General features: G+C 53.4%; 23 protein-coding genes and 1 riboswitch. Of the genes, 16 read left to right on the top strand and 7 right to left on the bottom strand.

What is annotated here, in order from left to right:
* Positions 1-86: 86 nt before the first annotated feature.
* Entirely contained in the window at positions 87-899 is an 813-nt protein-coding gene (gene pdxK, locus ACTHO6_RS08930) for a pyridoxine/pyridoxal/pyridoxamine kinase (RefSeq protein ID WP_440241194.1), read from the bottom strand.
* A gap of 171 nt (positions 900-1,070) precedes the next feature.
* Entirely contained in the window at positions 1,071-1,241 is a 171-nt protein-coding gene (locus ACTHO6_RS08925; RefSeq protein WP_440241193.1) for a hypothetical protein, read from the bottom strand.
* 198 nt (positions 1,242-1,439) lie between these two features.
* Between ACTHO6_RS08925 and ACTHO6_RS08920 the strand changes: the two genes are divergently transcribed.
* From ACTHO6_RS08920 to ACTHO6_RS08895, 6 genes are all read left to right on the top strand, one after another.
* Positions 1,440-2,141: an ABC transporter ATP-binding protein gene (locus ACTHO6_RS08920; protein WP_440241233.1), complete on the top strand. Its 702-nt coding sequence runs from the start codon at positions 1,440-1,442 to the stop codon at positions 2,139-2,141.
* A 25-nt stretch (positions 2,142-2,166) separates the two neighbouring features.
* Positions 2,167-3,618: an ABC transporter permease gene (locus ACTHO6_RS08915; protein WP_440241192.1), complete on the top strand. Its 1,452-nt coding sequence runs from the start codon at positions 2,167-2,169 to the stop codon at positions 3,616-3,618.
* Positions 3,619-3,637: 19 nt separating this feature from the next.
* A complete protein-coding gene (locus tag ACTHO6_RS08910; protein WP_440241191.1) occupies positions 3,638-5,173 on the top strand; it encodes an efflux RND transporter periplasmic adaptor subunit in 1,536 nt (511 codons plus the stop codon).
* 383 nt (positions 5,174-5,556) lie between these two features.
* On the top strand, positions 5,557-7,497 hold the full coding sequence (locus ACTHO6_RS08905) for a hypothetical protein (protein WP_440241190.1): 1,941 nt from the start codon (positions 5,557-5,559) through the stop codon (positions 7,495-7,497).
* Positions 7,498-7,571: 74 nt separating this feature from the next.
* Positions 7,572-7,766: a hypothetical protein gene (locus ACTHO6_RS08900; protein ID WP_440241189.1), complete on the top strand. Its 195-nt coding sequence runs from the start codon at positions 7,572-7,574 to the stop codon at positions 7,764-7,766.
* Between the two features lie 29 nt (positions 7,767-7,795).
* A complete protein-coding gene (locus ACTHO6_RS08895) occupies positions 7,796-8,614 on the top strand; it encodes an EcsC family protein (protein ID WP_440241188.1) in 819 nt (272 codons plus the stop codon).
* Here the strand turns inward: ACTHO6_RS08895 and ACTHO6_RS08890 are convergent, their stop codons facing one another.
* Both ACTHO6_RS08890 and ACTHO6_RS08885 read right to left on the bottom strand, forming a co-directional pair.
* Positions 8,615-9,160, bottom strand: coding sequence for a GNAT family N-acetyltransferase (locus tag ACTHO6_RS08890; RefSeq protein ID WP_440241187.1), 546 nt, complete (start codon positions 9,158-9,160; stop codon positions 8,615-8,617).
* A 102-nt stretch (positions 9,161-9,262) separates the two neighbouring features.
* Complete coding sequence (locus ACTHO6_RS08885; RefSeq protein WP_440241186.1) at positions 9,263-9,706, bottom strand: flavodoxin; 444 nt, start codon at positions 9,704-9,706, stop codon at positions 9,263-9,265.
* Between the two features lie 156 nt (positions 9,707-9,862).
* A riboswitch (Lysine riboswitch) is annotated at positions 9,863-10,052 on the top strand.
* A 117-nt stretch (positions 10,053-10,169) separates the two neighbouring features.
* Here ACTHO6_RS08885 and dapD point away from each other — a divergent pair.
* The 5 genes from dapD to ACTHO6_RS08860 all read left to right on the top strand — a co-directional run bounded on the left by dapD (position 10,170) and on the right by ACTHO6_RS08860 (position 14,600).
* Positions 10,170-10,880 carry a 2,3,4,5-tetrahydropyridine-2,6-dicarboxylate N-acetyltransferase gene (gene dapD / locus ACTHO6_RS08880; protein WP_440241185.1) on the top strand — a complete coding sequence of 237 codons (711 nt, stop codon included), beginning with the start codon at positions 10,170-10,172 and terminating at the stop codon, positions 10,878-10,880.
* Positions 10,881-10,894: 14 nt separating this feature from the next.
* Positions 10,895-12,109, top strand: coding sequence for an aspartate aminotransferase family protein (locus tag ACTHO6_RS08875; RefSeq protein WP_440241184.1), 1,215 nt, complete (start codon positions 10,895-10,897; stop codon positions 12,107-12,109).
* A 3-nt stretch (positions 12,110-12,112) separates the two neighbouring features.
* Entirely contained in the window at positions 12,113-13,246 is a 1,134-nt protein-coding gene (locus ACTHO6_RS08870; RefSeq protein ID WP_440241183.1) for an N-acetyldiaminopimelate deacetylase, read from the top strand.
* A gap of 281 nt (positions 13,247-13,527) precedes the next feature.
* Entirely contained in the window at positions 13,528-14,124 is a 597-nt protein-coding gene (locus ACTHO6_RS08865) for a hypothetical protein (protein ID WP_440241182.1), read from the top strand.
* 113 nt (positions 14,125-14,237) lie between these two features.
* Positions 14,238-14,600 carry a DUF4912 domain-containing protein gene (locus ACTHO6_RS08860; protein WP_440241181.1) on the top strand — a complete coding sequence of 121 codons (363 nt, stop codon included), beginning with the start codon at positions 14,238-14,240 and terminating at the stop codon, positions 14,598-14,600.
* Positions 14,601-14,759: 159 nt separating this feature from the next.
* On the opposite strand, the gene ACTHO6_RS08855 is transcribed toward ACTHO6_RS08860, so the two are convergent.
* Both ACTHO6_RS08855 and ACTHO6_RS08850 read right to left on the bottom strand, forming a co-directional pair.
* A complete protein-coding gene (locus tag ACTHO6_RS08855) occupies positions 14,760-15,398 on the bottom strand; it encodes a glycoside hydrolase family 73 protein (RefSeq protein WP_440241180.1) in 639 nt (212 codons plus the stop codon).
* Between the two features lie 214 nt (positions 15,399-15,612).
* A complete protein-coding gene (locus ACTHO6_RS08850) occupies positions 15,613-16,041 on the bottom strand; it encodes a DUF1885 family protein (RefSeq protein ID WP_440241179.1) in 429 nt (142 codons plus the stop codon).
* A gap of 178 nt (positions 16,042-16,219) precedes the next feature.
* On the opposite strand from ACTHO6_RS08850, the gene ACTHO6_RS08845 reads away from it, so the two are divergent.
* From ACTHO6_RS08845 to ACTHO6_RS08825, 5 genes are all read left to right on the top strand, one after another.
* Positions 16,220-16,744: a MarR family winged helix-turn-helix transcriptional regulator gene (locus ACTHO6_RS08845; protein WP_440241178.1), complete on the top strand. Its 525-nt coding sequence runs from the start codon at positions 16,220-16,222 to the stop codon at positions 16,742-16,744.
* Between the two features lie 104 nt (positions 16,745-16,848).
* Entirely contained in the window at positions 16,849-17,148 is a 300-nt protein-coding gene (locus ACTHO6_RS08840; RefSeq protein ID WP_440241177.1) for a DUF3055 domain-containing protein, read from the top strand.
* 122 nt (positions 17,149-17,270) lie between these two features.
* Complete coding sequence (locus tag ACTHO6_RS08835) at positions 17,271-18,074, top strand: lysophospholipase (protein WP_440241176.1); 804 nt, start codon at positions 17,271-17,273, stop codon at positions 18,072-18,074.
* A gap of 136 nt (positions 18,075-18,210) precedes the next feature.
* On the top strand, positions 18,211-18,336 hold the full coding sequence (locus ACTHO6_RS08830; protein WP_440241175.1) for a GapA-binding peptide SR1P: 126 nt from the start codon (positions 18,211-18,213) through the stop codon (positions 18,334-18,336).
* 405 nt (positions 18,337-18,741) lie between these two features.
* Positions 18,742-19,341 (top strand): hypothetical protein, encoded by a 600-nt coding sequence (locus ACTHO6_RS08825; RefSeq protein WP_440241174.1) that lies wholly within the window; start codon positions 18,742-18,744, stop codon positions 19,339-19,341.
* A 126-nt stretch (positions 19,342-19,467) separates the two neighbouring features.
* Here the strand turns inward: ACTHO6_RS08825 and ACTHO6_RS08820 are convergent, their stop codons facing one another.
* Entirely contained in the window at positions 19,468-20,067 is a 600-nt protein-coding gene (locus ACTHO6_RS08820) for a lysozyme (protein ID WP_283858552.1), read from the bottom strand.
* Positions 20,068-20,421 lie beyond the last annotated feature (354 nt).

Below are 20,421 nucleotides of genomic sequence, written 5' to 3'. Positions count from 1 at the left end.
CAAGCCATCGGCACAAAAAAACTCCTGACCGGCCCCGAGACAGTTTGCTCGGCTGGTCAGGAGTTTGTGCTTGGAAACGGATGATCTTAGCCTTGGTACTTGCGGCGGTAGGCGCCGTGGTTGGTCGGGCCGACGTATTGGTTGAGGGCAAAGGAGTGGCGAATTGCTTCCGTAATGAACTCCTTCGCGACTTCGACGGCTCCGCGTACGGAATTGCCCTTGGCCAGCTCCGCGCAGATCGCAGCAGAGAAGGTGCAGCCAGCTCCGTGCGTGAATGTAGTGTCAAAGCGCTCCGATTCGAGCACTTCGATCGCGTGCCCGTCGTAGAACACGTCGACGGCATTGCCGCTTTGCAGCTTGGTGCCGCCTTTGACCACGACGTAAGAAGTGCCGAAGTCATGAATGCGTTTTGCGGCTTCTTTCATGTCTTCTACGCTTGTCAGCGCGCCCATCTCGCTGAGGATGCCCGCTTCGAACAGGTTTGGCGTCGCCACAGTTGCACGGGGAAGCAGCACTTCACGCAGGCTGATGGCGATTTCCGGATGGAGCGCCTCTGCCCCTTTGCAGATCATCACCGGGTCTACGACGACATTTTTTAATTGGTATTGCTCTATTTTACGGGCGGCCAGGTCCACCAGCTCCGTGGTGCCAAGCATCCCGGTTTTCACGGCGTCTACGCCGATTCCCGCCAGAACGGTCTCGATCTGTTTTTCCAAGACGGCCACATCGATCGGGAACACTTCGTGGAACCAGTCATTGTGCGGGTCTTGGGCCACGATGACAGTAAGGGCTGTCATTCCGAAGACGCCAAGCTCCTGAAACGTTTTGAGGTCTGCCTGTTGTCCAGCACCGCCGCTGGTGTCGGAGCCTGCAATGGTAAGCGCTTTTTTCATTGTCATTTTTGATTATCTCCCTTTTGTGCAGCAGCGAAGTGAATGCAGAGCTTTACTGTCATGCACTGTAATGTCTCCCTCTATAGTAAGGGGAAAAAAACAGCGTTGTCAATGATCTCCCCCGAAATAAAAAACCGCTTCTCTGCCCGGAGAAGCGGTTTCCTTATGATGTCCAAGTTATTGGGAGGCGGCGTGATGAAACGAAAAACGGATCGGCGTAGACAGGGAGCGGGAGCGCTTGTTCGCGAGCTGCTTGGCCTGTTTGGCTGCTTCGAACATGCTTGGCGCCTTGATGATTTCGACCCATCTGCGAGTGGCGGTTTCAAATAGAAAACGATAGATTGTCATCGGTCATCGACCTTTCGTGTTTTGTTCACACTCTTATTGTAGTACGTGACTGGGAGGAGTTGGTTACAGGTTTGTTACATGATTTTGAAAAACCTGTTGCATTTTTGTGAAGGCGAAATGGTTTTCGGCCAGCTTGTTACGTTTTTCGACTTTCTGCGTCTTTCCTATGAGAAAAGAATGAATGAGGTGCTGCAAAAAATGGCCAACACAACGGGAGAGCTGACGGTAACCGGGGTCAATCACAGCTACGGAGCGGGGAAAATCAAGGTTCCGGTGCTGTTTGATATCAACCTGCACGTCAACCGGGGCGAGTTTGTCGCTTTGTGCGGTTCGTCCGGCTCAGGGAAGTCGACGCTTCTCAATCTGCTTGCCGGTCTGACCAAGCCGGAGGAAGGCAGCGTGATGGTGAGCGGGGAGGAAATCTCCAGGTTTAACGAAAATGAATTGTGCCTGTTTCGCCGCAAGCACATGGGCTTCATTTTCCAGTCGTACAACCTTTTGCCCAACCTGACGGCGCTGGAAAATGTGGAGCTGCCGCTGATCTTCGCGGGTGAAAGCGTCAAGTTGCGGCGGGCGAAAGCGACGGAAATCCTGCATCGGGTCGGACTGGAAGGGCGGCTCCACCATCGGCCGAACGAGCTGAGCGGCGGGCAGCAGCAGCGCGTCAGCATTGCGCGGGCGCTCGTCAATCAGCCGGGCATCATTTTGGCCGACGAACCGACGGGGAACCTGGACTCGAAGACCGAACAGGAAATTCTTCATCTCATGAGAGAGATGAACAGGGAAAATGGGACTACGTTCATCATTGTTACCCATGAACAGGAAGTAGCAGGGCAGTCCGACCGCGTGATTTATTTGCAGGACGGCCGGGTGGTACCAAAAAGAAACAGGCCAGCGTAGGCGAGGGGTATGAGGTGAACATATTGTGAAGGTAACGGATTCGTTTCGCATCGTCTGGAGAAACTTGTGGCGGATGAAGCTCCGGACCGCCTTGACATCGGTTGGGGTCATGATCGGTACGGCTGCCATTGTCGCGATGATGGCACTGAGTTTGGGACTGAAGGAAAATGCGGTGAAAAGTCTGGAGAACTTCGGGAATTTGACAGAGATGGACGTCGAACCGATGTACTACGACCAGGAAAAGGACGAGATGATCCCGGACGATCAACGCAAAAGGCTGAATATGGAAGCGGTGCAGGAGTTGAAAAAAATACCGGGCATCGCAGCCGTCATGCCAGTCAAGCGGCTGAATGAGCAGGCGAAGCTGAAGGTAGGCAGGCGCGAGGGCTACGTGGAGCTGATCGGGGTCGACGTGAAGGAATCGGCTGCCTACCGCAAAGACGATGTGGAAAAAGGGACGTATTTGAGCGGTTCTCCCCAGGAAGTCGTCGTCGCGTTTGACGTTCCCAGGGAAATGCGCGATGTGGAAAAGGAAAAGCGGGAAGCACGCAGGCGAAACGCCGATAACGGTCAACAGCCGGGGATGTCCGGCATGCCTCCCGACATGGGCGGCGGCGGAGAGCCGGCAGCTTTTCAGATCGTCGACAAAGCCGCAACGCTCATCCTGACGCGGGAGTATCGGCTCGACGACGAACCGAAATTCGAGAAAAAAGAATGGCGGGTACGCGTCGTCGGCCAGCTGCGCAAATCGGAAAACTTTCGCTATTCCACCGCAGTCTACGCCCCGCTTGGCGTCGTAAAAGAGCTGAACGAGTGGGTCAACCGCGGACGCGGCGACGAAGGCAGTGAGGGTTCGCCGCGCCGTACGCGGGAGCAAACGAAGACCGATACGTTTGAATTCGACCAGATGACGGTCAAGGTGGAATCGCGGGAACAGGTAGAGAGCGTCGTCAAGGCGTTGAAGGAAAAAGGCTTTGAAGTCTGGTCGCCCGCGCGTGAGCTGGAGACGATCAACCAGTTTTTCTTCGTGATCCAGATGGTGCTGGGCGGCATTGCCGCGATCTCCTTGCTCGTTGCGACAATCGGAATCGTCAACACGATGATTATGTCCATTCTGGAGCGAACGAAGGAAATCGGCATTATGAAGGTAATCGGCGCGACCGTGTTTAACATTCGCTGGCTGTTTTTGATGGAATCCGGCTTCATTGGGCTGATCGGCGGTCTGGCTGGCCTCGGCCTGGCCTGGGGCGCGGTAGAGCTGGTGAACTACTTTGGCGCGTCCGGCGGCATCATGGACAGCTTGAACATGGGATTTGGCGGCGGACCGGAAGGCGAACCGGGCAAATTGGCCGTGATTCCGGCCTGGCTGGCGCTGTTTGCCATCGGCTTTTCCTTTATCATCGGGCTGCTGGCGGGGATCTTCCCGGCGATCCGGGCTTCCCGTCTAAGCGCGTTGCAAGCGATACGATCAGAATAAGAAATGTGGGGAACGAAAGATGAACAAGAAAAAATGGATCCTAGTAGCAGCGATTGCAGTCGTCCTGGGAGGAGGCGGCTACGGAGGCTATGCGTACTACCAGTCGAAAAACACGGCGGCAGAGGAGCCGCCAGCCGAACCGCCTTCCTTCCCGACGGCCACGGTAGATGTGGGGGAAGTCAAGAAAGCGATCTTCTCTTCCGGCACCATCGAAGCGAAGGCGCGCGAGGAAGTCAGACCGGAGATCAGCGGCAAGGTGCAGAAGCTGTTTGTCAAGGAAGGACAAGCCGTGAAAAAAGGCGACGTGCTGTTTACGGTGGACAGCGTGGACGCCCAGTTGGAATTGCAAAAGCAGGAACTGGCAATCATTCGTGCGCAAAAAGAGCTGAACGAGCTGAACAACAAAAAAGACAAGATTGTGGCCGACAAGACGGGGAAGGTCAAGGAAGTGCTCGTGAAGGAAGGCGAAACGGTTACCCCGGATACCGTTGTGGCGAAGCTGACCAATACCGACTATTTGAAAATTACAGGGAAGTTCACCGCATACGAAGCCGAGCATTTCCGCGTAGGTCAGCAAGTAAAGGTGTTTATCAGCTCGTCGATGTACTACGTGGACGGGGTCGTGACGAAGGTAGATCTCATCGGCCAGAAGGAAAAAGGGGTCGGCGGCGTTCACGATGTCGAGGTTTTGGTCAAAAAGCCTGGCGCTCTCTACGTGGGCGACATGGGCGAGGTCCAGTACACCGATCCGAAGGGGCTGCTGTACGCCAGTCAAAAAGCGACGCCGTTTGAATTGCCGGATGAGATGGAGATTGTGGCGGGGACGCACGGCAAGATTGGGAAAGTAGAAGTAGAAAAAGACGACGAAATCAAAGCGGGACAGCTTTTGTTCAAAATGGACCTGACGGAATCCGAACTGGAGAGGAAGGACAAGGAGCTTTCCTTGAAAGAAGCGCAGTTGAACCTGGAACAGAAAAAGCGGGAAATCGCGAAAAAGCAAGTGGAAGCGCCGATCAGCGGAATCATCACGAAGCTGAACGTCAAGGAAGGGGAAGCGCCCGGCTCGGAGCCGGTTGCGGTCATTATGGACACTTCCTCCGTCTACTTTGTGGCGGCTGTCGATGAGATGGACATTCCGGCGATCAAGTTGGGGCAAAGGGTCGATGTGTACCTGACGGCGTTTGGCAACAAGCCGTTTACAGGCAAGGTCACCGAGCTGCCGAAGGAAGGGACAAAAGAGGACAAGTCGGTTCGCTTCGCGGTCAAGGTCGAGCTGAGCGACACGGCTGATATGAAGCACGGAATGACAGGCGATTGCGATATTTACGTGGAGCAAAAGGAACGCGTCAAACGGCTGCCGTTGAACGCTGTAGAAGTAGGGGATGCAGGAATGGGCACGGTGATGGTAAAAGACCCGACGACGGGGGAGCCGACGCCCAAAGAGATTGAGATTGGCGTGGAAGGAACCGACTTTATTGAAGTGGTCAACGGATTGAACGAGGGAGACGAAGTGTTGCTGACCCATTCGGAAGGGAGCGTAGACTTTTCCGCATAGACTCCCCCGGTAGCGAGAACCAACAGCCCTGCGTATTTGTCTCGGGAAGGAGCGCAGGGCTGTTGCCTGTTGGCGCGGGCTTTTCCGGCCGAAGCGGGCTTCTTGGGGTGGGGGCCGCATCCAGCGGAGAGGAGCCGTCCCTTTCCTTGCGCGCAGCGCTTCTGTCGCGCGATGGCGAAATATTTTCAAACGGCACAGGAAATCGCGCTGATTTTGTCGAAAGAAGAAGGGCGGCAACACGAACCATGAAAGCATGAAAGAAAGGCAGAGGACATTCCGTGAAAAAATGGGTTGTACAAGCACTTCTTCTGTGTCTGGCAACCGGCACTTTCTTGTCGGGCGTATCGGCTCCGCCAGCCATGGGAGCAGGGGCTGCAGCAACGATGAAAAAAAACAGCCAAACAGCCAAGCCCCTTTCGCAGCCTGTTCACAATATGATTACCTTCAACGACTATCAGGTAGCAGGTCTGGATTCGGGTGGATGGAATTGGGTGAAAAACGATGAGTTTATCCTCCCGCCGGAAACGCCCCTGGCCATCGACCTTTTGCAAACGACGTATGGAAGCGGCACGAATCTCAATCGAAGCGAGGTGTTGCTCGATGGAGTGGAACTGCCGGAGTACCGGGCAGAGCAGCAGTCCTCGCAAAGCCCGTTCCGCTGGCAGGTGCCCCGCTTCACGATTCCTGCCTCCAGATTGGCTCCCGGCCAGCACGTTCTTACGTTCGTCGTGACCGATGCCAGGGGGCAGAAAAGCACCGTGCATGTGCGCTTCCAGGTAGAGGCGCAAAACTACCCGAGCATCTTCCAAGGGCAAAAGCCCGAAGGCGAGAAGGTCCCATCGGGCAGCCAGACCGCCATCTTCGGCACGATGGGCTCCACCCAATTTGCCAGCGCGGTTTCGGGGACGTGGGAGCTGATCAATCAAACGACCAATGCCAAGCTCAGAACCGTGACAGCCAAGTCCTTCTCGACCGGTACGCTTCCCGCCGGCAATTACGAGCTGGTGTTTACTCCGGATGACGGCAGCTTGAGTACCTGGACGACGCACATTCGGGTCGGAATGGCCGAGCTGTATCAGGGGACGGATGCAAGCGGTCAAAAGCTCGCGCCAGGACAGCAAATCACTGCTCCGGCGGCTCCGGGAGTCGTGCCGCTGTATTCGCCGGTCGCCGGACGCTGGTCTGTGAACGGGACAGGACAGACGCTGACCGACTCCCAGCACTTCGAGGTCGTGATTCCGGACAGGATGGCGGGCATGACCATGACCGTCACCTTTGAGCCGAACCAGAGCGTCAACGCCGATGCGCCGTGGGGAGGCGCGGCCACCGAAGTGAACATCCAGGTGCCCGGTTCGCCGAAAGCATGCGATTCTGCAAGCGCAACGGCGACCATGGATGTGTTGATGCAGCCAAATGCGCAGTCCTCGCTGATGGTCGAACGGGAAGATTTGCCTTCGTCGAATCTGACCGTGAAGCTCTACCAAAATCCCGTGCATGTGATTTGGCTGGCGACAGCCGCCGAGCATGTGGAGTTGGGCAGCGAAGCTTCGGATGACGAGGGACCGGGTTTCTGGGCGGTCGATAACGTCGTCGTAGACGAATCGAAGCTGAACTGGGACCATACCGCTTTGCTGTTGTCCAGCTACAAGCCAGGCCGATACAAGGTCAACTATGAGAGCAAGCGCGAACCGCATCAGTCGTGGTGCGGCTACATTCAGGTCGTGGAGGACGTTCGTCCGGTCCCGTCCGCTCCCGTCTGCGCCAAAAACGAAGCGGGACTGTCTCCTTCGCCAGGCCCGATTCTTTTGAAAAACAGCCGCGGCCACGAATACCGCGACGGTCAAACGGTCAGAATCAGCTCTGCCGCGGAACTGGACAACCTGAGCGAGCTTCGGCTGACGGCAACGTATGCGAAGCGGGTCGGAAACAAAAAGATCAGAGACGGAAGCGGCGGGGACGCGATCACCTACTACATGCCGAATCTCGTCTGGACGTACGGCGAAACGCCAATCGGCGCCAGCCAGGATTACAGCGGGGCAACCATTTTCTCTGAAAACAGGATTCAGGTTTTCCATGAGGGAAAAGAGATTGCGAGTCTGAAGCCGAACACCGACGAGGAATATGTGGACAAAGGCGATGAGTCGCTCAATCTGAAAGCCATCATCGCCGCCAACGAGAACAAACCTGGCGTCTACACGGTCAAAGTGACGAACACACTCCGTTATAAAACGTGCGCGATCGTGCCCCTATACAAAAAATACGTCAAAGAGCTGGATGAACAGAAACAAAATCAAACGATGAGCTTTACGGTAGAAGTGAAGTAAAGGAAACGAAACGGATGACCCCCTTGCCGCGCTGGAGGCAAGGGGGTTTTTCCAAAGCGGGGAGGAAAGCAGGAATGACGGAAGAACAGATGGCGATCCTGAAAGCGTTCGGCTTTTGCGTCGAAAACGGACAAGTGAAACATTTGAAGCTGGGAATCGTAACAGACAGGAAGGAGCTTGCCCGTTTTTCTTCGGCAGAGGAGCTGCGAGCACATATCAAATCGCTGCTTCGCACCCAATGCCAGTGGAAGCGCGGCAAAGAAACATAGAAGCAATGATCCGGGAGGGATTGCGGCAGATGGAGTCGAGACAGGTTTTGCAGCAGGCATTGGAAGAGGTGGAGGCATGGGAGCGCGACCAGAACGATTTGTGGTTCTGGGAAAAGCTCGGCAGGCTTCCGTTCGTTTGGCTGGATAAAATGACGCCGAATTTCGTCAAAGAAAAGCTGGGGACAGCCGTGGACGAGATGGCCGCGTTTCTGGAAACAGGGGGAACGTATCTCGTCCAGGACACGGCGATTTACAGCAAGTTTCGTCCCCGGCTGGAAGGGCCTGGCGGGGGATTGCCGCGGGCAGAAGACGTCGCAGAGGCGCCGCTCGTCCTCATGGATGAGATTGCTCGCGATCTGAAAGCGTCGCGCGCGACCTTTGCGACGGTGCAGGGCGCCACGACAGGCATCGGCGGCATGTTTACGCTGGCGATTGATATTCCCTTGCTGCTCGGCACGTCGCTGAAAGTGCTGCAAGAGATGGCGCTATGCTACGGTTATCGGCCGGAGGACAAGCGGGAGCGTCTGTTCGTGGTCAAATGCCTCCAGTTCGCTTCTTCGGATATCGTCGGGAAAAAGGCGATACTGGCTGAGCTGTCGCGCTTTGACGAGCCTGCCGCGCAAAAAGACGTCCTCGCGCAATTGCAGGGCTGGCGGGAGGTTGTGTTGACGTATACAGAAAATTTCGGCTGGAAAAAGCTGCTTCAACTGGTGCCGATTGCGGGAATCCTGTTCGGGGCGTACCTGAATCGCTCAACCGTCCAGGATGTCGCCGAGGCGGGGAGAATGCTGTATCGCAAGCGGCGGATTCTGGAGCGGTTGCGCGCACAGCAACACAAAGAGGAATGATTAGCTCCAGTCCTCTGCCGTGATCGCAAACAAGAGGTGATCTTCCCACACGCCGTTGATTTGCAAATAGCGCAAGGACAAGCCTTCGTGGCGAAAGCCGTTTTTCTCCAACACGCGGATGGAGGGAGTATTGCGGGGCATGACAGCGGCCTGTACGCGGTGCAGCCCGGCTTCCTGGAAGGCGTACGCGAGCGCAAGCCGTACGGCCGCAGTGGTGTAGCCTTTGCCGTTGCAGGCTTCATCCATGAAGTAGCCGATGGTCGCGTTTTGCCAGGCGCCGCGCACAACGTTTGACAGAGCGACGCGGCCGATCATTTCGTCCGTGTCGCGCAAAAACACGCCAAAGGCGAAGGCGGTCCCTGCTGCAAAGTCTTGCTCCGCTTGCGCAATTTGCGCCTCCTGACCGCTCAGCGTCAGGAAGGCGGCGGAGCGCAGCGGCTCGAACGGTTGCAGGAAGGCATGATTACGCAGCCGAAGCTTCAGAAGCTCGGCTGCGTCATGTGCTTGCAGTGGTCGCAAGTAGACCGTATGTGTATGTAACGTCATGATACCAATCCTCCTTCTTGAGAAAAGATGGATCGACATTCTATCATGACAGCGCTTGCTTGAAAAGGATTTTTTTGGACAACTTCTTTTCCGGCGCTGGTCTTAGCCGAGCAGCTCGGAGAAGGAAACGCCAAATGCTTTACAAATCTCCACTTCTTTTGCGTTTGGAGAAAGCTCGATTTTCAGACCTTCCAGCGGAGTTTCGGCTCCAAGCTCGCTCGCTTTTTTCAGCAGCGTATCTACAGCAGCGCCGACATGCTCGTAAGCGGAATCGCAGGAACCGAATGCGGCTACTTTTTTGCCGCTCAAGTCGATATCGTTCATTTCTTCGTAAAAATCCAGGAATTCGTCTGGAAGATCGCCGTCCCCCCATGTATAGGCGCCGAGCAAAATGGCATCGTAGTCTTCCAGTTCCTTGGCAGTCGCATCCATGACTTCTTTTATCTCCAGGTCTTTTCCGGTGGAACGAATCCCTGCGGCAATGGCTTCAGCCACTTCCTGTGTATTTCCTGTCATGCTTGCGTAAACCATCAAAATGCGGCTCATAATAACGTAAACCCTCCAAATAAGATAATGAAAATCATTCTCACAAAAATAAAATAATGAAAATGATTCTCGATGTCAACACTTATTTTTCTTTCCCTAAAGCTGTTGCCACAAAGGATTGGTTTTGGTAGAGTAAAATGAAATGATAATAGTGGAAGTCTAAATAGAGGTGCGCTGAAGATGAGTACGTCTTTTCGTCATCTGCCAGGGGGCAGGAGAAGAAGGAAAGGCTGAGGCGCCGAAGCTGTTGCTGTTCCCCTCGGATAGCGGCGGCTGGGGTGATTCATGAACAATGAACATCCTGTCACAAAAGGCAATTGCCTGTTTGTGGAGCGCTATTTACGATTTGCTTGAGCAGTATGGAAAGCAATGAGATAGCGAATGCACTCATTGCTTTTTTTGTCGGGAGAGCGGTTTGCTTTCGTTGACAGGCACGTTTTTTATCAAAAAGGAGGATGTACCAGTGAACATGATGGATGCCAATGAAATTATCGCGTTTATTCAAAAAAGCGAAAAGAAAACACCCGTGAAAGTATATGTGAAAGGCAAGCTGGAGGGCATTGACTTCGGTGCCGGCTCCAAGACGTTTATCACAGGCGAGACTGGCGTTGTGTTTGGCGAATGGAAAGAAATCGAGCCGGTGCTGGCTGCGAACGCGGACAAAATCGAAGACTACGTGGTCGAAAGCGACCGCCGCAATTCGGCGATTCCGCTGCTCGACACCAAAGGAATCCAGGCGCGCATCGAGCCAGGCGCGATCATCCGCGACCAGGTGACAATCGGCAACAACGCCGTCATCATGATGGGCGCTACCATCAACATCGGTGCCGTGATTGGCGAAGGCACGATGATCGACATGAACGCTGTCGTCGGCGGTCGCGGAACGATCGGGAAAAACTGCCACATCGGCGCCGGCGCTGTCATCGCAGGTGTCATCGAACCGCCTTCCGCGCAACCAGTCGTCGTAGAAGATGACGTCGTGGTCGGTGCCAACGCCGTGATTCTGGAAGGCGTTCGCGTAGGAAAAGGCGCGGTTGTGGCAGCGGGCGCGGTCGTCATTGAAGACGTGCCGCCATACGTTGTGGTAGCCGGTACGCCGGCGCGCGTCATTAAACAGATCGACGACAAAACGCGTTCCAAGACGGAGATCAAGCAGGAGCTACGTCAACTGTAGGGGAGAGAGCGCACATGGACTGGCGTACGCTTGATGAACAATACATCGTCTCTTCCTACAAACGTCTGCCGATCGCGATTGAAAAAGGGGAAGGCAACTACCTGTACGACACGGCGGGAAAAAAATATTTGGATTTGTTCACGGGGCTGGCCGTCAATGTGCTGGGACACTCCCATCCGCGGATCGTTCAGGCGCTGCGCGAACAGGGCGAGCGCTTCCTGCACATTTCCAACGTATTTTTGAACCAGCCGGCAATCCGCCTGGCCCAGCGGCTGGTGGAGCAGACGATCCCGGGAAAAGTATTTTTCACCAATTCCGGTGCGGAAGCGACCGAAGCCGCGATCAAAATGATCCACAAATGGACGAAGGCAGAAGGCGCCGGGCGCGAGGGGATTGTCGTCTTGCGCAACAGCTTTCACGGCAGAACCTTGGGCGCGGTGCGGCTGACCAGACAGGCCCATGTGTATCAGGATTTTCCGCAGCCCGATTTTCCGGTGTACGAGATTGATCCAGAGGATGCGGACGGCCTGCGGGCGATTTGCCGCGATGCGAAGCCGGCTGCTGTCCTGATGGAGCCTGTGCTCGGCTCCGGAGGGGTCGTGCCCCTGTCGGAAGCGTTTTTGCGCGAGGTGGCGGCGATTTGCCAGCAGGAAGGCATGCTGTTTGCGATGGATGAAATCCAGACAGGCATGGGACGTACCGGGAAGCTGTTTGCCTACCAGCACGCAGGCGTGACGCCGGATTTGATCCTGTTTGCCAAAGGAGTAGGCGGGGGGCTTCCGCTCGGCGGCGTGATTGCCGGGACGAAGCTGATGAACCAGTTCAAGCCGGGCGACCACGGGACGACCTTTGCGCCGTCGCCGCTTTCGGCGGCCCTCGGCAACGTGGTGCTGGATGAGCTGCTCGATCCTGCTTTTGCCGCTCGCGTGGACGAAGTGATCGCGTACTTGTGGGCGGGGCTGGAAGCGCTGCGCGCGCGTCTCCCGGAACAGCTCCAGGCGCTGCGCGGAAAAGGCATGATGGTCGGCATCCCGCTCAGTGCCACCCCGGAAGAGGTCAGCCGTTTGCAGCAGGCCATGCTCGATCGCGGCATTCTCGTGGACGTGACGCAAAAGACAATCGTGCGCCTGCTACCGCCGCTCACCTTGACCAAAGAAGACGTCGACCTTTTCCTGGACAGCTTTGCAGCGGAACTCGCTGTGCGGCACGGGGCCAAAGGGGAGGCGTAAACCATGGCGACATCGCTGTTTACCCAGATTCGGCGCGACCTGCACCAGATTCCGGAGCCGGGCTTTGCCGAGGTGAAGACGCAGAAGTATTTGCTCGATTACCTGGAACGGCTCCCGCAGGACCGGATGCAGATCAAGACGTGGCGCACCGGAATTCTCGTCCGGATCGCCGGGGAGAGTCCAAAGCGCACGATCGCCTGGCGCGCAGACATGGACGGCTTGCCGATTGCCGAAGAGACGTCGTATCCGTTTCGCTCGCGGCACGAAGGCTACATGCACGCGTGCGGACACGACATGCATATGGCCATCGCACTCGGGCTTGTGACGCATTTTGTGGAGCACCCGATTGCCGATGACCTGCTGTTTGTGTTTCAGCCCGCAGAAGAGGGGCCAGGCGGCGCGAAGCCGATGCTGGAGAGCGAGGAGTTTGCTTCCTGGCGGCCGGATTGCCTATTTGCCTTGCACATCGCGCCGGAGTATCCGGTCGGCCACATTGCCACCAAGCCGGGCGTTTTGTTTGCCAACACGTCCGAGCTGTACATTGATTTGGTCGGAAAAGGCGGACACGCGGCTTTTCCGCACAAAGCAAACGACATGGTGGTCGCAGGCAGCCATCTCATCACACAGCTCCAGACGATTGTGGCGCGCAACGTCGATCCGCTCGATTCCGCTGTCGTGACCATCGGCAAGCTTGCGGGCGGCACCCGGCAAAACATCATTGCGGAAACGGCGCGGCTGGAAGGGACGATTCGCACGTTCTCGACCGAGTCCATGGCGCTGGTCAAAGCGCGGATTGAAGCGCTGGTCAAAGGCATCGAGGCCGGCTTCGACTGTACGGCCTCCATAGACTACGGCGTAGGGTACTGCCAGGTGTACAACGAGGAAAAGCTGACGACGGCTTTCATGGACTGGGTGCGCGAGCAGGCCGAGGACGTGACGCTGATTACCTGCAAGGAAGCGATGACCGGAGAAGACTTCGGCTACTTCCTGCAGGAGATTCCGGGCTTTTTGTTCTGGCTGGGCGTGAATACCCCGTACGGACTGCACCATGCCAAAATCGAACCGAGCGAGGACGCAATCGAGGTTGCGATCCGTTTGGTCTCCCGCTATTTCCGGTGGCTTTCCCAGCAGGATTAGCGCGAGGCAGCAAAAGAGCGGCAAATGCTAGCCGCTCTTTTCTGCATGCGAAAAGGCACGGTGAAAAATCGAACCTCTGTTTGTCAAGCGTCCGGCGTACGAATTCGCAGCAAGGGTGAACATGTCTTTCTTCACGGATGGGTCCTGCTTGTGGATTCTGTGGATAGTGTTGAAAAAACTTGTCCGCGGACCACAACTATTTGCCACTTTTCACGTATAAACTAAGGAGAAGAAATTCCGGAAGAGAAAGCGCTGCCGCGCACAAACAGGAGGATTATGACATGAAAAAAGCATGGTTATCGGCCTTGTTGGCGTTGACTGTAGCGGGAGTGGGAAGTGCCGCTGCTTTGGGAGAAGGTGCGTTGCGCGTGTTGATGGGCACGGAGTCGATCGCAAACGACCTGCCTGCTTCCAGAGCAGACTCGGTTGAGGCGCTGGTCAACAAGCTTGGCGGTTTTGTCGATTACGATCAACGGACGGGCAAGCTGCAGGTAGTCAAGCCTAATGTAAACATCATCGTCATTGAAGGCATTCAGCAGACGCGCAATAAAAATATCGTCTTCAGCAACCCGGTCAAAGGCTACAGCGACAAAAACGTACCGCGCACCTTCAACGTCTTTGTCGAAGTGGACGAAGCGCCTGTCGCCAAAGACTTGCGGATGCAGCTCGTTCTGATCGGACCGGACGGCAAGGAAGTAACCAAAGGAAAAGAATGGAAGTATTCCACGCAAAATGCGAACAGCTTCTACTTCTCCGAGCCGTTTGTATCGACAAAGCTGGGGGCGTATGGAGATTACAAGGTACAGGTACAGATGAAGTCGGAGAAGTTTACTTCCTACGTGGTCGTGGGCGAAAACACGTTTACGGTAGGACGATAAATTTAATGGCCCGGATACGTTCCCACATGGCTTGATCGCATGATATAATAGACTGAAAAAGCCACTATACATGTTGAAAGCAAGTACATGAAAGAAAGGAACGATGGGAGCAAATGGAGACAAATCCCCCGCGATCGTCCACGGATGTAGAAGGCCCGAGTATACACATTGCCTGGAAGGATGAGTATTCGATCCAGGCGGAGTGGAGTATGACGAAGGAGTTCGAGCAGGAAGTGGAAAAGAAATTTGCGATACCCTTTGCCGAGCTGCCGTTTGTCCTGCGCCTTTTTGACGTGACTGACCGCAAAGAGATCCGCAATGATGGCACAGACCTTTACACGGATTTCGATATCAACCATCAGTCTTCCGAATGGATCTTGTACGGAGTAACGCAAGGATTGGAATATTGCGTCGATCTGGGAATTCGGATGGTGGATGGAAGGTTCTATTCGCTGTCGCGATCTCAAATGATTTGAATCATCGTGCTCATTTGATCTGGCTTCCGGACGAAAGCTCACGAGAAGCTCTCGCCGGGATGCAGTACCTGTTTTCTCATAAGGAAAGAGCCCCGCTTCGCGCAGGTTTGCCTGTGCTGGAACGGGGCTTTTGTTTTTTTGTGTGGGCTGAATCCTTTCCTAGGGAACTTCGCGCTGTTTGTCCAGGAGGCGCAGAGCGACTGCCAGGACGGCCCACACAGGCATCGGTTCGTCCAGCTTGCTCAGCCACTCCGGCGAGGTAATGAGCCCCTCGCGAAGCGCGCGTTTGCCCAGATCAAGCTTCCAGGGCGGATACGGTGACGGCTCCTCTGGCGAGAACTGGTCGTAGGCCGTCAGGTTGTACGTCTGGATCAGGCGGATCAGCTTGTCGGCGTATTGCGGGTCTGTGGCATAGCCGGCTTTTGACAAAGCCTGGGCAGCCTCCTGCGGCGTGGAGGCCATCAGCACTTTTTTGTAGGCAGGCTTGAGCAGAAACTGGGCGTGGTCTTCAATCGATTGCTGATAGCTGTAGTAAGCCTTGAACGCGGACTGGCGAGGCACGGTCTCTCCAGCTTCCACCTCCTTGCTTGTGATGGTGACGGAGCCGGCTGGGCCTATGCCTTTGATCCCGAACAAATTGTACGAGGAGCGGCCGGTAGCGGGGTCTTGCGGAACGTTTTGCCCCCACCCTGATTCCAGGATGGCTTGCGCAATGGTGATCGAGGGAAAAATGTGGTACTGGAGAAAGGTTTGTCTGGCGGAGCCTGCCACCAGCTCGATGAATGCTTGCGGTTCCATGCGGACACCTCTTTTCATGGTGAGCGTTTCGGGCTTCTGCCGTTTTTGGCAGCGGCCCCCGGTTCGGGATGCAAACAGGGGCCATCCGTACCATTCTTATGCCAGCGTCAGCAAAAACGTGGCTCCCGCCCAGGCAGTGGTGAAGACGTGGAAGTTGGGTATGCGGTCCTTTTGTCTGCACAAAAAACAGCCGACGGATCGGCTGTTTGCGTGGCTATGGTTTTCGCGGCTGAAAGTACTGGATGCGCTTGTTGAACAGGTGAAGCTCCGCCTTGTAATCGCGGGCCAGGTAACGACAGTATTCGTTTGCCTTGTTCTTGTCGCCGTGCGTCGCTGATTCGGGCAGCGAAATCTGGATGTAGTGCTTCTCGGTGCCGTTGTCATCCTTGCTGCCGACCCCTACGACAATGGCTTTGTACATGTTCGGATCTTTTCCCTTGAGGAGGAACCACGAGCCCTCGCCCTCCGGACGTTCTTCAATCGTATACGGAAAAGCGGCTTCAGCGTAGGACCAGCCGAGCTGCTCGCCTGTTTTCGCGGTCATGTCCCTGTATCGCGTAAACTTGGCTTTGACGTCGTCAATACTTGCGGATTGGGCAGTGGAGCCTGGAACGAAATAGATGTAGGCCGATTGCAGTTTCACGATTGCACCCTCCTAGTACCGGGAATATCTGCGTTTAGTGTAGCATTGCTTCCACACTTTGACAATGAGACAGTTGGGAAACGAAAACAATTGCGAGTCTTTTCTGAAAAGTGTAAAATATAAATACTATTTATATAGTCGATCAGGGAACGATAAAGGATCATGGAGGAGTAAACCCATGCAGGAGGCCTCGATTCGAAACGTATTTGAAGCGTTGAACACGATGCGTGCCATTGATGTAGTCAACAAGGAAGACTGGGAGCGGGCAGCGAAGGAAGCCGAACTGGATTCCTCGGTGCAGCTCAACATTTTGTGGATCATTTACTGTTATGAGGGGGTGCGTGTCACGCAAATTGCCGACTGGACTTTCTGGCACCCGTCATCCATCGTCATTCATATCAAAAAGTTGATGGAGAAAGGGATGGTGACGATTGAAAAGTCGGAGCTGGACGGGCGTGTCGTCCACGTGTATCCGACCCAGCGAGGCAAGGAGGTTCTGGAGGCAAGCAGAAGAAATGTCCCGTCTATTTTCAGATTGACGTATGCCTTGGAGAAAATGGAAGAACGATACAGTGCAGCAGTCGTCGAGCTGTTCTTTGAATGCCTTTCCTTTGTGGCGCAATCGCTGCACGGGGCGGAGAAGGTCAGATGGATTCAGGAAGGGGAGGAGCGGGCTCTGAACCCCACACCTTTAATTAGTTAGGCGGAAAGGGTGGCAATGGAGTGGATTTTCGCGTATACTTATAAATACTCCGAATATTTTGCGAATATTGTCGGAGGAACAACCTAGACGGGGAGGGATTGCTGATGGTGCACTACGACCACTTATACGACGTTTCGGAAAACGCCAATGTCCGTTTTCTCGGATTTGCTTCTGAGGGAACCAGACACGACTTCGGGATCGTATTCACGCACAAGTTTTATGGAAAGCCGTTGGTGATCTGTATGCAGACTGGGCAATCGACCCTTCTCAGTTCAGATGACGCGGTAAATCCGGGGTACCTGCAGAGGATTTTCCGACTGGACTCGGAAAGCGACGCCCTGGCACTGGCTGAATTTTTCCAGGAATATTTGCCACCCATTCCCTTTGAAGAAAATCAGTACTAGCAGGCGAGCAGAAGTTTATCTTCTGCTCGTTTTTTGCGTGATCCCGAAGCGGTGGAAACGCCCGGTTTGCGGAGTGGGCTGCACCCGCATACAATCGGGATAGGGAAAGGGAGGAGAAGAAGATGCGCGTACATAAATGGCCGGCAAGTGAACCAAAAGGAGCCATCGTGCTGGTCCATGGCACGGGAGAGCACCATGGTAGATACGAGCACGTCGCTGCGTTTTTGAATCGACAGGGGTGGGACGTCTACGCGGAAGACTTGCCCGGCTGGGGACGCTCTCCGGGGATCAAAGGGCATATCGATTCGTTCGATGCGTATGTAGAGAAGGTGCGAGAGTGGACGGTGGCAGCCCTGGACGACAGCGAACGAAAACGTCCCGTGTTTTTGCTGGGACACAGCTTGGGCGGATTGATTGCGACGCGCTTCGTTCAGGCTGAAAAAACGGCGCAGGAGCTGGCGGGGCTGATTTTGACTTCCCCGTGTCTGCAGCTAAAGCTGGAAGTGCCCGCCTGGAAGGCGCAGGCAGCGCGATGGCTGGACCGTTTTTGGCCGACGCTTGCGATGGCCAACGGGATTTCGCCAGACATGGTCTCACGGGATGAGGCCGTTCAAGCGGCTTACCGAAACGATCCGCTCAATTACCCGAAGGTCAGCGTGCGCTGGTTTTGTGAATTGCACAAAGCCATGCAGACGGCCTGGGAGGAGCGGGAACGGCTCGCGTTGCCTGTGCTGGTGCTGCAGGCAGGGGACGACTCGCTGGTCGACGCGGACGCGGTGGAGCGTTTTACTGCGGGCATTCAGGGGCAAAAGACGTTTCGCCGATTTCCGGGTTTGCGCCACGAAGTGCTGAACGAACCGGAACGGGAGGACGTGCTCCGTCAGATAGGCAACTGGATGGAGGAAATCGTCGTAAAGGAAATATGACATACTAATTTACGAAAAATGTGTTCAATTACCGTATTGACTCCCAATGGTGTGACATATTAATATAAAAGCATGCGACAGAAACGAATATGTGACATCACATTTTATCGGGAATAAACAGGCGGAGGGGACACAGATGGGAACAATCGTATGTCAGACTTGCGGGACCATCATTGAACATTTTGAAAGCAACTCAGTGAAAACGCTTTATGCGGTCTGCCATTGCGAGTGCAGACCGGAGCAAAGACAGGAAAAAGAATAAGGGAAACCGTGCCGGCCTTTCCACAAGGGCCTATCAGACTGCCGACAAAGTACCTGTCGGCAGTTTTATTTTGTTGGCGATACCATCTTGGAGTGATGACGATGGTTACGTAAGACAGGCTGCGAAGGACAGACCCCAGTATCTCTCGTTCCTATGGACGAACTTGTTTTTGCATGCGAAGATAACGGTCGCCCCAGTATGGATCCGGTCGTGCTTATCAAAAAAATGCTGGAACTTTTTTCTATCCCCCAACGTCATAACAGGTGAAAGAATAACCGTCGTGAGCTGATCGTGCGCAAGCGATTATCCATGGATGTGTAGCTATCGGTGTCCGAAGCAATCATGGCTGCCAGGATGTCGGAAGAGATTGTGACACAATCAAAAAAATAAATCGGAGTGTGAATCATGAAAAAGATAGGATGGGTTTGTATCCTGATGATGTTGATGCTAACATCGGCTTGTGGAAATGTTGAAATGACATCGCATCCAAATACTTCCAGTAATCCTAAGCCTGAAGCGGATGAGTCTATGACTCCAGAAAACACCACTGACTATTGTGAGGATGTATTTACAACGTTGGATAGTGAAACTGAAAAGTCTTTCTATGGAACGTGGAAAGTTGAGAAACTTTTGGGGTTTTCAAATTCATACAATGATGCTTCTGAATATCCAACAGGGCAAAAAATTATCGGTGATGAATTTATAATCAAAAAAGACTTCTTTTCATCAAAAGGACTTAAAAACTATACGAATTATCAACATGAACTCAAGAACCCATTATATGAACTTAACTTTATATGTTATAACACAATCTCGTTTTATCGTTTATTTAAAACAGATCCCGATACTTTACATATAAATAACAATGATAAGGTAAAATACATAGTATTAAATGACTCTTCTACAAACCTTGGCATACCTCTAAGTTTTTTTATGGTTAATAATGATCGGCTTATTTTGTTATTAGAGGCAACTCATTTTGAGCTTAAAAAAATTACTGATTAAATGAAGGGAAGGTATGGAACAAGTTCTGTGCCAATCGAATAGAAAATGCCTGTGAGTTCATTTTTTAACCAAGAAAGGTCAGCCCAAAGGTTGACCTTTCTTGGTTTATGTCGTCAAACGATGAAACTACAGTGTATATACTGGATATTTGTGAGTATAAGGCATGCCTTTACAAAATAAAGTTGCTTCTTCATTTCTTCTTTTTTGTAAATTTCTATCGTATGAAAATGCTTTGCTGACTAATTTTGAACAAGTATCGCTTTGAGCTGGTGTAAGTGGGCCAATAAAAGGATATATAAACACATGGGCAAGCATAGCTTGTACATCATCGGTTGTTAGCACCCCAGGACCTCCATTATAAGTGAGCGAAACAAGTGCATCAAACTGCGATTGTGTAAATTGACAACCTGTAGGAAGTTCTAATTTATTAACCGCCTTTACAGCCTTTGCAGTATCATCAGCAAAAAAAGTATTTGCCTTAGACTGAGAGATTGGTGAAGTATAACCTAGATTTAAGGACTTTGATAAAGCATCAGCTTCTGCTTGGGATAGAAGAGAATCATTTGGATTCCCTGTTGTATTTTTTTTGTATACTTTCGTGTCTGTTATCAAGTGTCCCCATCCAACTGTTGGATACCCATAAGGATCTCCATAAAATTTCAAGGAAAAACCCTCATGTTTTTTGATAAGGTTTGCTCCATCTGTGCCTAAAGAAAAATTGGACATACTAACACTCCTTTGTATGGGTAGTAGCGACTATTTTGAGCGCTCAACTCATCGCCTTCACCCTTGTAGGTAAAAAAGCAAAGTAAAATACAACCGCCTCTTAGAAATCTTTTTGCTTTTTGAAAAAAGCCTTTGCACGCAAACGAACGAATTTTTCACAAATAAAAGAATCCGATACAAAATCGGATTCTTTTGTCTGTGCGACTATTTCCCCTGGCCCGGAGAATGCCCTGTCGGCAAGAGCCTCTCTGTTGCAATTTGGCAGGCCCTTTTGGCAAGGGCCTGCTTTTTTTGACAACCTTTTCATACTGGAGGATAATGGAGAAGTGTAAAAATCGTTGCAAAAGGAGGAAT

The organism is Brevibacillus sp. SAFN-007a (assembly GCF_051967035.1).
GTDB lineage: Bacteria > Bacillota > Bacilli > Brevibacillales > Brevibacillaceae > Brevibacillus.
Note: the sequence above shows the minus strand (reverse complement) of the source record. Positions and strands in the feature narration are given on the sequence as shown.